Origin of the sequence: Micromonospora sp. WMMD998 (assembly GCF_029581235.1) — a bacterium.
Classification (GTDB): Bacteria; Actinomycetota; Actinomycetes; order Mycobacteriales; family Micromonosporaceae; genus Micromonospora.
In genome coordinates this window covers 2,801,914-2,814,703 of record NZ_CP120740.1, presented here as the reverse complement: position 1 = coordinate 2,814,703, position 12,790 = coordinate 2,801,914, and the positions used below count along the sequence as shown (strand labels likewise).

Sequence of the window (12,790 nt, the reverse complement as noted above, 5' to 3'; positions counted from 1 at the left end):
CTGCAACGAATCAGTTTCACCCAGAGACGATCGAGCACCTTGACCGCTTACATCGACCGGCTTATGTTCGGTCGAACCGATTCGCTACTTCCTTGCCCGAGAGGGGCCACACCATGACGACATCCGCCTGGCGGCGGGGCGTGGCCGGCGCCGCCCTGACCGCCCTCACGGTCGCCGGCGCCGTCACCGGCTGCTCCGCGAACGACACCCCGGAGGGTGGGGGCGGCGGCGCCGCCTACACCGTCTGGGACCCGTACCCGCAGTTCGCCGGCGGGTCCGACTGGGAGAAACTGCTCGACGGCTGCGGCAGCGCCGCGGGCGTGACGGTGCGACGCACCGGCTACGACACCACCGACCTGACCAACAAGGCGCTGCTCGCGGCCCAGCAGGGCAACTCCCCCGACGTGCTGATCATCGACAACCCGGTCATCTCCACGCTCGCCCAGGCCGGCGCGCTGACCTCGGCGGACGAGACGAAGCTCGACACCTCGGCCTCGGCACCCAACCTGCTCGGCGCCGGCCAGCTCGACGGCCGGACGTACGGCGTCCCGATCGGGGCGAACACGCTCGCCCTCTGGTACAACAAGGACCTGCTGGGCAGGGCCGGGGTGGACGTCGCGTCGGTCCGGGACTGGCCGTCGCTGACCGCCGCGCTGGCGAAGGTGAAGGGCGCCGGCAAGAAGGGCATCACGTTCTCGGCGATCGGCACCGAGGAGGGCAGCTTCCAGTTCCTGCCCTGGTTCTGGGGCGCGGGCGCCCAACTGACCGCGCTGGACTCGCCGCAGGCCGTCTCCGCGCTGGCGCTGTGGAAGGACTGGCTGACCAAGGGGTACGCGCCGAACTCCGTCATCAACAACACGCAGACCACGAGCTGGCAGGAGTTCGCCGGCGGCGACTACGCCTTCGCCGAGAACGGCACCTGGCAGCGGGCCAACGCCGAGAAGCTCGACTTCGCGTACGGGATCATTCCGGTGCCGGCGAGTGCCGGCGGCACCGCCCCGGCCCCGACCGGCGGCGAGTTCGTCTCCATCCCGGTGCAGCGCGACACCGGCCGGTACGAGGTTTCGCAGAAGCTGGTGACCTGCCTGACCAACCCGGAGAACCTGCTGACCACCGACACCACGCTGTCGTACGTCGCACCGGTGACGGCCGTCCAGGAGAAGCAGGTCGCGACCGACCCGGAGCTGAAGGTGTGGGTCGACGCGGTCAACGCCGCCAAGGGGCGCACCGGCGACAACCTCGGCACGCGGTACCCGAAGATCTCCGAGCAGTTGTGGACCGCCGTGCAGGGCGCGCTCAGCGGCGCGAAGACGCCGCAGGCGGCCCTGTCCGCCGCCCAGGGCGCAGCCGCCGCCAAGTAGATCCATGAGCCGAAACCGCACCGACCGGTGGACGGCGTGGGCGTTCCTCGCCCCGGTGACGGTCTACCTGTTGGTCTTCTACGCCTACCCGCTCTACCGCAACGTCGAGCTGAGCCTGCGGCGCTACACGGTCCGATCGTTCGTCTCCGGCGACGCCCCGTTCGCCGGGCTGGACAACTACCGGGACGTGCTGACCCATCCGACCTTTCTGCCGGCGCTCGCGCACACGGCGGTCTTCACGGCGGTGTCGCTGCTGTTCCAGTTCGCCCTGGGGCTGGCGCTCGCGGTCTTCTTCCACCGGCACTTCCCGCTGTCGGCGACGCTGCGGGCGCTGTTCCTCGTACCCTGGCTGCTGCCGCTCATCGTCTCGGCCTCCACCTGGTCGTGGATGCTCAACAGCGACGCCGGCGTGGTCAACGCGGCGCTCGGCGCGGTGGGGCTCGACCCGGTCAACTGGCTGACGTCGCCGCGGTGGTCGCTGGTCTCGGTGATCGTCGCGAACATCTGGATCGGCATCCCGTTCAACCTGGTCGTCCTCTACAGCGGCCTCCAGGCCGTGCCGCAGCAGGTGTACGAGGCCGCGGCGCTGGACGGGGCGAGCGGGTGGCAGCGGTTCTGGCGGATCACGTTCCCGTTGCTGCGGCCGGTGTCGGCGATCACGCTGCTGCTCGGGCTGATCTACACGCTGAAGGTCTTCGACCTCATCTGGATCATGACCAGGGGCGGGCCGACCGACTCGTCCACCACGTTCGCCACCTGGTCCTACCGGCTCGGTTTCGGCAGCCTGCTGCCGGAGTTCGGGCCGGGCGCGGCCGTCGGCAACCTGCTGATCGTGGTCGCCCTCATCTTCGCGTTGAGCTACGCCCGAGCGCAGCGGAGGCAACGGTGGTGACGAGAAGACCCGCGCGTACCGCCTGGTGGCGGACCGGCCTCGGGCTGGTGTTCACCGCGCTGATGCTGTTCCCGGTCTACTGGATGATCAACGTCTCGTTCACCCGCGACGGCGACCTGCGGGCCGACCCGCCGCACCTGCTCCCCGTCGACGGCACCGTCGAGGGTTACCGGGTGGTGCTGCGGGAGCAGTTGCCGTACCTCGGCACCAGCCTGCTCGTCGGGCTCGGCACCGTGGCGCTGACCGTGGCCCTCGCCGCGCCGGCCGGATACGCCCTGGCGAAGTTGCGCCCGGCCGGCGGCGGCGTGCTCAGCCTCGTGCTGCTGATCGCGCAGATGATCCCCGGAATCATCATGGCGATGGGGTTCTACGCCATCTATCTGCGCCTCGGGGTGCTCAACTCGGCCGCCGGCCTGGTGCTCGCCGACTCCACCATCGCCGTGCCCTTCGGGGTGTTGATCTTCACGGCGTTCATGTCCGGCATCCCGGACGAGGTGCTGCACGCCGCGGTGGTGGACGGCGCCGGCCGGTGGCGGACGTTCCGGTCGGTGGTGCTGCCGCTGAGCCGGGGCTCGGTCATCACCGTGTCGCTGTTCGCCTTCCTCTGGGCCTGGTCGGACTTCCTCTTCGCGTCCACCCTGGACGCCGGGGGCGACGCCCGGCCGATCACGCTCGGCATCTACCACTACATCGGCAACAACAACCAGCAGTGGAACGCCATCATGGCCACCGCCGTGGTCGCCTCCATCCCCGCCACCGTCCTGCTGATCGTGGCCCAGCGATACGTCGCCGCGGGCGTGACAGCGGGCGCCGTCAAGGACTGAGCCATCCGCACCCCAGAAAGGCAGCCAGCCCAGATGACCGTTGCCCCCTCCGGTCCGGCGTTCTCCGTCCGGGAGATTCCGTTCAGCCACCGCGGGTCCTGGCTCAGCGTCTCCCCCGTGGTCGCCGAGAACACCTACGCCGACGACCTGCACCTCGTCTCGCACCGCAACGGCATGCACCCGGTGCTGCAGTTCAGCGCGCCGGCCGACGCCACGGTGACGACCCGGCCGGCGCTGCTGAGCTGGGACGACCAGGTCGGCCGGGTCGAGCTGACCTACGCGGGCCCGGACACGCTCCGGCTGCGCGGCCGGGGGGCCGGGCTGCGGATCACCGCCGCGGCGGCCACCCTCACCCCGTTCAGCGGGACCTACCTGTACGACGACCCGACGGACTCCTCGGCCGTGTTCACCTCGTACGAGACCGGCCGCCGCTACCGGGTCACCCTGCTCGCTGGCACCGCCGAGACGGTCGGGGCGCAGGCCCTCGGCACCGCCGAACGGGGCCTGGTCCTGCCCGCCGACCGGCCGTGGGAGGTCGCCATCGAGGAGTACGCGACCGCCCGCCGGCCGTACCGGGCCACGGCCGACTTCGACGGCCTGGTCGCCGCCGGTCACGCCGACTTCGCGGCGTTCGTCGAGGCGGTCGCGCCGTGGCGCGACGCGGAGACCCCGGCCGCCGAGCTGGCCGCGTACGTGCTGTGGTCGGCCACGGTGGGGGCTGCCGGCTTCGTCACCCGGCCCGCCGTCCTGATGTCGAAGCACTGGATGAACAAGGTGTGGAGCTGGGACCACTGCTTCAATGCGCTGGCCCTCGCGGGCGGGGACGCCGACCTCGCCTGGCACCAGTTCCACCTGCCGTTCGACCACATGGACGACGCCGGGGCGCTGCCCGACTCGGTGACGCACTCGGAGATCCTGCACAACTTCGTCAAGCCGCCGATCCACGGCTGGGCGTTGCGGCGGCTGCGTCAGCGGTCGGGCCGGTCGCCGTCGCGCGACGACCTGGTCGAGGTCTACGAGCGGCTGGCCCGGTGGACCACGTTCTGGCTGGACCACCGGCGGGCGCCCGGTCGACGGCTGCCGCACTACCAGCACGGCAACGACAGCGGCTGGGACAACGCCACCACGTTCGACGACGACCGGGTGATCGAGACCCCGGACCTCGCCGCCTTCCTGGTGATCCAGTTGGGGTGCCTGGCGGAGCTGGCCGACGAGTTGGAGCGCCCGGCGGAGGCGACGCGGTGGGCGGGCGTCGCCGACGAGGTCCGGTCGGCGTTGCTCGGTGAGCTGTGGACCGGCGAGCGGTTCACCGCGCGGAGCGCGCGGGCCGAGAACGCCCAGGCCGAGAACGCCCGGGCCGGGAGCGGCCGGACCGGCACCAGCCTGCTCGACCTGATGCCGGTCGTGCTCGGCGAGGCCCTTCCGGCCGGCGTCGCCGCCGTCCTCGCCCGCCGGGTCGAGGCCCACCTCACCGAGCACGGGCTGGCCACCGAGCCGCTCGACTCGCCGCACCACGCCGCCGACGGCTACTGGCGCGGCCCGATCTGGGCCCCGGCCACCGTGTTGATCGAGGACGGGTTGCGCCGGGCCGGGCACACCGGGCTCGCCGACGAGATCAGCCGGCGGTTCCGGGTGCTGTGCGAGCGGTCCGGCTTCGCCGAGAACTTCGACGCCAAGACCGGCGCGGGGCTGCGGGACCGCGCGTACACCTGGACCGCGAGCGGCTATCTCCTGCTGGCCGGCGACGACCGGCGGCGGGCCGGCGGTTAGCGGGCGGTCCGGGGCACCGGGCCGGTGCTGGCGCGCAGCGAGATCGGCGGACGGTAGAGCCGGTGCCGGGGCGCGGTCTCGGGCGCGGCGATCCGCTCCAGCAGGAGCGACACGGCCGCCGCGCCCATGTCGACGATCGGCACGTCCGCCGCGGTCAGCGGCGGGCGGAAGTTCTCCGCCCAGTGCCGGGCGGCGACCCCGGTGAGGGAGAAGTCGCGCGGCACCACCAACCCGGCGGTCTCCAGCGCCCGCTGCATGCCCGGCAGGGCCGCCTCGTTGACGGTGGCCACCGCGGTGACGTCGGGATGGCTCGCCAGCAGTTCCTCGACGCACGCCTCACCGGCGGTGACGTCGTCGCCGCAGCAGACGTCGACGCCGACCAGGCCGCGTTCCCTCGTCGCCGTGGTGAAGCCGGTGAGCGCCCGGCTGCCCGGGCCGTAGCCCGCGGCGACGAGTTCGGCCGACCGGTTGACCAGGGCGACGGTGCGGTGCCCCAGGTCCGCCAGGTGGTGCACGCACCTGGCGATGAGGCCGCCGTAGTCCACGTCCACCCAGCTCATCCCGGCCGGCTGCGCGGTGCGGCCGATGGTCACGAACGGCAGGCCGGTCTGCTCCAGCCGGGTCACCCGCTCGTCGGTCAACCGGATCTCCATCAGGACCACCCCGTCGACCCGCCGGCCGGTGACGATCCGCTCGAACGACCGGTCGTGGTCGCCGCCGGAGGGCGACAGCAGGACGTCGAGGTCGGCCCGGGCGGCGGCCTCGACCACGCTGGCGACGAAACCGAGCTGCATGTCGGTGAGGCGCTGGCTGGCGGGCGGGATGACCAGGCCGAGGGTGCGGGTCCGGCCCTCCTTGAGGGCGCGTGCGCTGGCGTTCGGGCGGTAGTCCAGCTCGTCGATGACGGCCTGGATGCGCTGCCGGGTGGCCGCCGAGACCGGTCGCTTGCCGCTCAGCACGTACGACACCGTGCTGCGGGACACCCCGGCCCGCCGGGCGATCTCACCGATGTTCATCCCGCTCCCGGCAACGGTCGTCGAATCGGTTCACCTGGTGGGCCGACCCTAGGTCGGGGCGATCACGCCTGTCAACGCGCGCCCGCACGTTATAGACGTATCTCTATATTGACCGGTTCGACATCGACGCTTAACATCAGACGTCATACCTCTGCCCGCCGATGCGCCGTCGCCGTCGCACCGCACACCCACGACCGGGGAGGTCCCCGTGAACCCATCCGCCCTGCGACGGTCCGCCGCCGCCGGCCTCGCGTTGGCGACGGTGGCCGCCGGCATCGCGGTGGCGGCCTTCGCCTCGTCCGCGTCGGCCGCCGTCACCACGCTGTACGCGGCCCCCGACGGCACCGGCAGCGCCTGCTCCGCGGCACAACCCTGCGCGTTGTCCACGGCCCAGGCCACGGTGCGCACGATGACCGGCGGCATGACCGACGACATCGTGGTGCAGCTCGCCGACGGCGTCTACCGGGTGACCTCGCCGCTGACGTTCGGCGCGGCCGACTCCGGGACGAACGGCCACACCGTGCGCTGGCAGGCCGCGTCCGGCGCGCACCCGGCGATCAGCGGGGCGAAGCAGGTGACCGGCTGGTCCGTCGCCGACTCCGGCCGCAACATCTGGAAGGCCACCGTCGGCGCCGGGCTGGACACCCGGCAGCTCTACGTCGACGGTCAGGTCGCCACCCGGGCCCGCACCCAGGTGAACCGGTCGGACTTCAGCGCCTCGGCCAGCGGGCTGCGGATCACCAACGGCAACCTGAACTACCTGAACACCGTCGCCAACGCCAACCGGGTCGAGGTCGAGGGCGTCAACTCGTTCACCGACCGATACTCGCCGGTGCAGAGCATCAGCGGCGGCATGCTCACCATGGCGCAGCCGGCGTGGAACAACAACAACTTCGGCTACGACACCCTGATGAACCCGTTCCGGGCCGGCCCGTTCTACCTGGTGAACGCGTACGAGTTCCTCGACTCCCCGGGCGAGTGGTACGTCAACACCGGCACCGGCACGCTCTACTACATCCCGCGCTCCGGCCAGAACATGGCGAACGTGGACGTCGAGTTCCCGGTGGTGCAGTCCCTGGTCCAGGTCGGTGGCAGCTACGCCAGCCCGGCGCACCACATCGCGTTCAGCGGCATCACCTTCACCGGCACGAGCTGGCTGGGCCCCAGCAGCAACCAGGGCTGGGTCGACCAGCAGACCGGCTCGTACATCGCCGGCACCTGGTCGTGGCCCGGGTTCGGCTCCTGCACCTCCGGCTGCCAGCAGTTCGAGGCGGCCCGACCGAACTGGTTCCAGATGCCCGCCGCGGTGCAGGTCTCGGCCGCCAACACCATCACGTTCAGCGACTCCCAGTTCGTCAACCTGGGACAGACGGCCATCGGCATCGGCAACGACGCCAACGCGCACGGCACCGGCGTGGGCCTGGGCGCCAGCGCCATCACCGTCACCCGCTCCGAGATCGCCCGGAACGCCGCCGGCGGCTTCGTCATCGGCGGAGTGCGCGCCGACGCGCACCACCCGAGCGACACCCGGATGACCAACCGGGACATCACCGTCAGCAACAACCGGATCCACGACCTCGGCCTCGACTACCGCGGCATCAGCTCCGTGCTGCCCACCTACGTCACCAACGCCACGATCAGCCACAACGAGATCTACAACCTGCCCTACTCGGGCATCACGATCGGGTACGGCTGGGGATCGAACGACGCCGGCGGCAACAACGAGTACGCCAACCGCGGCCTCTACAACTACCAACCGCGCTACAGCACGCCGACGACCGCGTCCAACAACCGGGTGGTCGGCAACTACGTCCACGACGTGATGCAGCAGATGAACGACGGCGGGTGCATCTACACCCTGGGGTGGGACCCGAACGCGCTGATCAGCGAGAACTACTGCCTGCGTACCAACGGCTACTTCGGCGTCTACTTCGACGAGGGCTCGAAGTACTACACCGTCACCAACAACGTGTTCTCCAACACCGGCACCTGGGCCACCGCCAACTACTGGGGCGGCGAGAACATGGGCAACTGGACGGTCACCAACAACTGGTCGACGAACGGCAGCACGAACGTCACGAACGGCGACCGCGGGAACGTCGTCTACGGCAACACGACGGTCACCAACGGCAGTTGGCCGTCCGGCGCGCAGACCGTGATGAACTCCGCCGGCCCGCAGGGCACCGGCGACCCCACCACCCCGCCGCCCACCGGCGGCACCCGGCAGATCGTCGGCGGGCAGTCCGGCCGGTGCGTGGACGTGCCCAACTCGTCCACCACCAACGGCACGCAGGTCCAGCTCTGGGACTGCGGCAGCGCCAGCGGCCAACGCTTCACCGTCACCTCCGGCCGGCAACTCCAGGTGTACGGCTCGAAGTGCCTGGACGCCAACGGCCAGGGCACCAGCCCCGGCACCGCCGTGATCATCTGGGACTGCCACGGCCAGGCCAACCAACAGTGGAACGTCAACGCCAACGGCACCATCACCGGCCAACAATCCGGCCTGTGCCTCGACGCCAACGGCGCCGGCACCGCGAACGGCACCAAACTGATCCTCTGGACCTGCAACGGCCAGGCCAACCAGCAGTGGAGCCTGCGCGGCTGACCGGGCCGGCAGCGATCGGGAAGGACCACCGACATGGCACACACACCGCGCGTCATCGCCGTTCGCCGGTCGCTGCTCGCCGCCGGTGTCGCGGGGACGCTCGCCGGCGTCCTGGCGCTGACCGGGTGCGGCAAGGACGAGTCCTCCCCCGGCGCCTACGGCTTTCCCCAGGTCACCCAGGACGACAAGGCCACCATCACGGTCTGGGTGGACGCCGACCGCTCGAAGGCCGTCGACGCGTTCAGGAAGGCCCACCCCGACGTCGCGCTCAAGGTCGAGACGTACGACGGGTCGGCCAACGGCTCCAACTCGTTCCGCACCAAGATCCAACTCTTCGACCGGGCGGGCAGCGGCTGGCCCGACGTCGTGTTCTCCACCCAGAACAACGACGCGGCGTGGGCCAGCCAGCGGAGCAACGGCAAGCAGGCGTTCGCGGCCGTGCTCGGCCGGGGGCTGGTCGGAAGCGGCGTGCTCGACGGGTTCACCAAGGGCGCGCTCGACCCGTGCACCGTGGACGGAAAGGTGTACTGCCTGCGTAACGACCTCGCCCCGGTGGTGCTCTGGTACAACCGGAAGCTGCTCGACGAGTTCGGGTACACCCTGCCCGCCACCTGGGAGGACTACCAGGCGCTCGGCGAGCGGGTGGCGCCGGAACACCCCGGCTATCTGGTGGGCACGGTCGGTGACCCGTGGACCCCGGAGATCTACTTCTGGGGCAGCAGGTGCCAGGCCAACGGCATCACCGGCCCCCGCACGGTGACGGTGAACACGGACAGCACCGAGTGCCGGCGTGCCGCGACGCTCGTCGACACCCTGGTCCGCAACCGCACGGCACCCAACATCAGCGTCTTCACCCCCGAGTTCGTCAAGACGTACGCGGACAAGGTGCTCATGCTGCCCGGCCCGGCCTGGTACGCCGGGGCCATCTTCCACAACCCGCAGTCCCTCGACGTGCCCGCCGGCCAGCTCGGCGTCGCGGCCCCGCTGCCCTGGCGGGGAGAGACGCCGGTCACCGGCAACGTCGGCGGCGGCACCTGGTTCGTCAGCAGCCACTCCCGCAACCTGAAGGCGGCGGCGGGGTTCGTCGAGTTCGTCACCACCGCCGACGACTACCAGGTGACGCTCGCCCCCGGCTACCCGGCGTACGCGCCGGCCGCCGAGAAGTGGATCAAGCAGCAGGAGGCGAGCGGCTACTACGCCACCGACCTCGGGCCGGTCACCGAGGCCGGGGCGAGCATCTGGAACGGCTGGGGCTCCGGCGTCTTCAGCCAGGAGGCGATCTGGGCCAAGACGGTCACCCCGGCGATCGCGAGCGGCCGGCGCGTGGCCGAACTGCTCCCCGAGTGGGAACAGGCGATCCGGAACCAGGCCCAGGTCAACGGCTACACGGTCACGTGACGCCGATGGCTGCCGGCGGCACGAGGGGGCGCGGCGCGCTGAGCTACGGCTTCGTCGCGGCGTACGCGGCGCTGGCCCTGGCGTTCGGCGTGCTGCCCGCCCTCTACGCCCTCTATCTGGCGTTCACCACCGGGACCGGCGGCTTCGCCGGGGTGGACAACTTCACCCGGGTGCTCGACGACTTCCGGTTCGCGCCGGCCGTCGCCCACGTCGCGCTCTACCTGGCGATCTGGCTCGCCGCGCTGGTCGTGCTCGTGTCGTTCCTGGCCGTCGTCGTGCACGCCGTCCGGGTGCGGTGGCTCAGCCGTACCCTCCGGCTCGTCTTCTATCTGCCCGGCGCGGTGGCCGGCGCGTCGAGCGTGCTGCTCTGGCTGTTCGTGCTCGACCCCACCGCGAGCCCGGTCAGCGGGCTGCTGCGCCTGTTCGGCTTCCACAGTTTCGTGCAGGTCATCGTGCCGGGGAACCTGCCCGCGATCTTCGCGATCATCGCGTTCTGGACCGGCGCGGGCGGGTGGGTCGTCATCATGTACGGCGCGTTGAACACCATCGGCGCGGAGGTGATCGAGGCCGCCCGCATCGACGGGGCGAACGCCGTCCAGATCGCCTGGCACGTCCAGCTCCCGCTGCTGCGCAAGTGGATCTCGTACATGGGCATCATGTCGCTCGCCGCCGGCACCCAGCTCTTCGTCGAGCCGCAACTGCTCTCGCAGGCGAGCAACGCGGTCGTGCCGAACGACTACTCGCTCAACCAACTGGCCTACCAGTACGCCTTCGGGCACAACGACTTCAACGGCGCGGCGGCCATCTCGCTGCTGCTCCTCGTCGTCGCCCTCGCCCTGTCCGCCGTCTTCGTGGTGCGCGGCGGCCTGTTCGGAACGGACTGACGCGATGACGGCACGCGCCGGCCGGGCGGTGCTCGGGGCCGTGGTCACGGTCTTCGTGCTCTTCTTCGTCGTCCCGATCGGGTGGCTGCTGGTGGCGACCACCAAGTCGGCGCGCGATCTCGTCGCCACCGACCCGTTCCGCCCCGGGAGCGTCGGTGACCTGAGCGACAACTGGCACCAGCTCTTCCGGTTCCAGGACGGCGCGGTCACCACCTGGGTCGCCAACTCGGCCCTCTACGCGCTGAGCGCGCTCGTCATCACCGTGGCCGTCAGCATCCCGGCCGGGTACGCGCTGGCGCTCACCGAGTTCCGCCTGCGCCGGCTGCTGCTGGTGCTGACGCTCGTCGTCATGCTGATCCCGAACACCGCGCTGGTGCTGCCGATCTTCCTCGAACTCAACGTGGTGGGGCTGATCGGCAGCCCGCTGTCGGTGATCCTGCCGATGTCGTTCTTCCCGTTCGGCGTCTACCTCGCGTACGTCTACTTCTCCACCGCGCTGCCGCGCGACCTGCTGGCGGCGGCGCGCATCGACGGGTGCGGCGAGTTCCAGGTCTTCACCCGGATCGCGCTGCCGCTGGCCACCCCGATCGTGGCGCTCGTCGGGTTCTTCAGCTTCGTGCAGAACTGGAACAACTTCTTCCTGCCCTTCGTCATGCTGCCCGCCAGCGACGGCTACCCGATCCAGGTCGGCCTGACCTCGCTGCTCGCCTCCACGCCGGCGTTCAACCCCAGTTCGGCCGGGGCCCAGTCGGTGCAGTTGCCGACGCTCGCCCTGGCCACCGTCGTCTCGGTGCTGCCGGTGCTCGTCGTCTTCGCATTCGCCCAGCGTTTCCTGGTCGCCGGCATGACGGCGGGCGGCACCAAGGATTGACCACGACACCCACGGAGGGAACAGCACTGTGAAGGTCACCGGTTACCGCAGCCGCACCACCGCGCACGACTGGGGACGGCTGATCGGCGACGCCAACGGGGTCATGCCGGACACCCGTACCGACGTGCCGGTGCTGATCCTGGAGACCGACTCGGGCCTGGAAGGCGTCGGCCTCGGCGCGCACCCGGACGTGGAGCGGGTGTTCCACGCGATCGACGGCGCGGACCCGCGGTCCGCCCCGGCGCTGTACGACCGGATGTTGAACCAGGTCTTCAAGACCGGCCACGCCGGCGCGACGTTCGGGACGATCGGCGCGATCGACATGGCGCTGTGGGACCTCAAGGCGAAGGCCGCCGACGAACCACTGTGGCGCACCATCGGCGCCGCCGACCGGTTCGTCCCCGGCTACGCCTCCGGGCTGGACATCGCCCTCGACGACGACGCGCTCGGGCGGCTGTACGAACGTTTCGCCGAGCGCGGCTTCGACGCCGCCAAGCTCAAGGGCGGCCACGACGTCGAACGGGACCGGCGCCGGCTGGAGGCGATCCGGGCGATCCTCGGCCGCAACTCGCCCCGCCCGGCCCTGATGTTCGACGCCAACGAGGCGTGGAACCGCACGCAGGCCGTCCGGTTCGTCACCGCGCTGGAGCGTACCGTCGACCTGACCTGGATCGAGGAGCCGGTGCGCCGGTGGGACGCGGCCGGTCTCGCGTCGGTCCGCCGCGGCGTCCGGGCGGGGGTCGCCACCGGCGAGAACCTCACCGGCCTCGAACAGTACCGGCCGCTGCTGGACGCGGACGCCGTCGACGTCGTCCAGGTGGGCAGCGTCTGGGGCATCACCCACTTCCTGCGTACTGCCGCCGTGGCGCACGGGCGGGACCTGCCGGTCAGCCCGGTGGCGTACCACGCCAACCCGCTCGCGCACGCCGCCGCCGCCGTGCCCAACCATCTGGCCTGCGAGATCCAGGACTTCTCCTGGCCGATCGGGTTGGCGGTGGACCAGGAGATCGCGGACGGCGGCATCGTCCTCGGCGACCTGCCGGGCCTCGGCATCCGGGTCGACGAGCGGCGCCTCGAAGCCGCTCCGGCGCTCACCGGCCCGCCCGCGGTGGCCGGTCCGCACGTCCGCCCCGGCCGGGCCGGCCTGCGCCTCGTCCCCGAGCGCTGAG

At 71.1% G+C, this 12,790-nt stretch carries 10 protein-coding genes; 9 read left to right on the top strand and 1 reads right to left on the bottom strand.

What is annotated here, in order from left to right:
- Positions 1-113: 113 nt before the first annotated feature.
- The 4 genes from O7619_RS13270 (at position 114) to O7619_RS13255 (ending at position 4,847) form a co-directional block, all read left to right on the top strand.
- Positions 114-1,361 (top strand): extracellular solute-binding protein, encoded by a 1,248-nt coding sequence (locus O7619_RS13270; RefSeq protein ID WP_282288015.1) that lies wholly within the window; start codon positions 114-116, stop codon positions 1,359-1,361.
- Positions 1,362-1,365: 4 nt separating this feature from the next.
- Positions 1,366-2,253 carry a sugar ABC transporter permease gene (locus tag O7619_RS13265; RefSeq protein WP_282288014.1) on the top strand — a complete coding sequence of 296 codons (888 nt, stop codon included), beginning with the start codon at positions 1,366-1,368 and terminating at the stop codon, positions 2,251-2,253.
- 62 nt (positions 2,254-2,315) lie between these two features.
- A complete protein-coding gene (locus tag O7619_RS13260; RefSeq protein WP_282288814.1) occupies positions 2,316-3,077 on the top strand; it encodes a carbohydrate ABC transporter permease in 762 nt (253 codons plus the stop codon).
- A 33-nt stretch (positions 3,078-3,110) separates the two neighbouring features.
- The gene (locus O7619_RS13255) at positions 3,111-4,847 is read left to right on the top strand and encodes a glycogen debranching protein (protein WP_282288012.1); all 1,737 of its coding nucleotides are present in this window, start codon (positions 3,111-3,113) and stop codon (positions 4,845-4,847) included.
- On the opposite strand, the gene O7619_RS13250 is transcribed toward O7619_RS13255, so the two are convergent.
- Positions 4,844-5,863, bottom strand: coding sequence for a LacI family DNA-binding transcriptional regulator (locus tag O7619_RS13250; protein WP_282288010.1), 1,020 nt, complete (start codon positions 5,861-5,863; stop codon positions 4,844-4,846). The two genes, O7619_RS13255 and O7619_RS13250, sit on opposite strands and share 4 nt — an antisense overlap.
- Before the next feature lie 208 nt (positions 5,864-6,071).
- Here O7619_RS13250 and O7619_RS13245 point away from each other — a divergent pair, with 208 nt between their 5' ends.
- Genes O7619_RS13245 through O7619_RS13225 form a run of 5 tightly spaced genes read left to right on the top strand, consistent with a single transcriptional unit; the run spans position 6,072 to position 12,789 of the window.
- Complete coding sequence (locus O7619_RS13245) at positions 6,072-8,468, top strand: ricin-type beta-trefoil lectin domain protein (protein ID WP_282288009.1); 2,397 nt, start codon at positions 6,072-6,074, stop codon at positions 8,466-8,468.
- A 33-nt stretch (positions 8,469-8,501) separates the two neighbouring features.
- Positions 8,502-9,866, top strand: a complete 1,365-nt coding sequence (locus O7619_RS13240; RefSeq protein ID WP_282288008.1) for an extracellular solute-binding protein — start codon at positions 8,502-8,504, stop codon at positions 9,864-9,866.
- A 5-nt stretch (positions 9,867-9,871) separates the two neighbouring features.
- Positions 9,872-10,750 carry a sugar ABC transporter permease gene (locus O7619_RS13235; RefSeq protein ID WP_282288006.1) on the top strand — a complete coding sequence of 293 codons (879 nt, stop codon included), beginning with the start codon at positions 9,872-9,874 and terminating at the stop codon, positions 10,748-10,750.
- A gap of 4 nt (positions 10,751-10,754) precedes the next feature.
- Positions 10,755-11,621 carry a carbohydrate ABC transporter permease gene (locus tag O7619_RS13230; RefSeq protein WP_282288005.1) on the top strand — a complete coding sequence of 289 codons (867 nt, stop codon included), beginning with the start codon at positions 10,755-10,757 and terminating at the stop codon, positions 11,619-11,621.
- 28 nt (positions 11,622-11,649) lie between these two features.
- The gene (locus O7619_RS13225; protein ID WP_282288003.1) at positions 11,650-12,789 is read left to right on the top strand and encodes a mandelate racemase/muconate lactonizing enzyme family protein; all 1,140 of its coding nucleotides are present in this window, start codon (positions 11,650-11,652) and stop codon (positions 12,787-12,789) included.
- Position 12,790 lies beyond the last annotated feature (1 nt).